This window comes from Kocuria sp. HSID17590 (assembly GCF_003989485.1).
Taxonomy (GTDB): domain Bacteria; phylum Actinomycetota; class Actinomycetes; order Actinomycetales; family Micrococcaceae; genus Kocuria; species Kocuria salsicia.
In genome coordinates this window covers 1-222 of sequence record NZ_RBMB01000087.1, presented here as the reverse complement: position 1 = coordinate 222, position 222 = coordinate 1, and the positions used below count along the sequence as shown (strand labels likewise).

Genomic DNA, 222 nt, shown 5'->3' with positions numbered 1-222 from the left:
CCTGCCGCCACGTGCGCCGGCAGTGTCCGCACCGGTACCGGCGCACCCGCACCAGCAGGGTCGTCGGCCGGTGCCCGAACGGCTCGTGCGCCAGTCGACGCGTGACCGTGTCCCGCGGCACGCCCTCGACACCGCACTTCCGACACCACGGGTCGTCCTCGACGACGCGGCATTCGATCGTGGCCCGATCCGGCTCGATCAGCTGGCCGACGGCGACGAGGC

The 222-nt window shown here is 73.9% G+C and carries 1 protein-coding gene; it reads right to left on the bottom strand.

Annotated elements, in window-relative coordinates:
• The coding region (locus D8M39_RS12520) for a transposase family protein (protein ID WP_148111773.1) at positions 1-222 on the bottom strand (222 nt) is incomplete at both ends.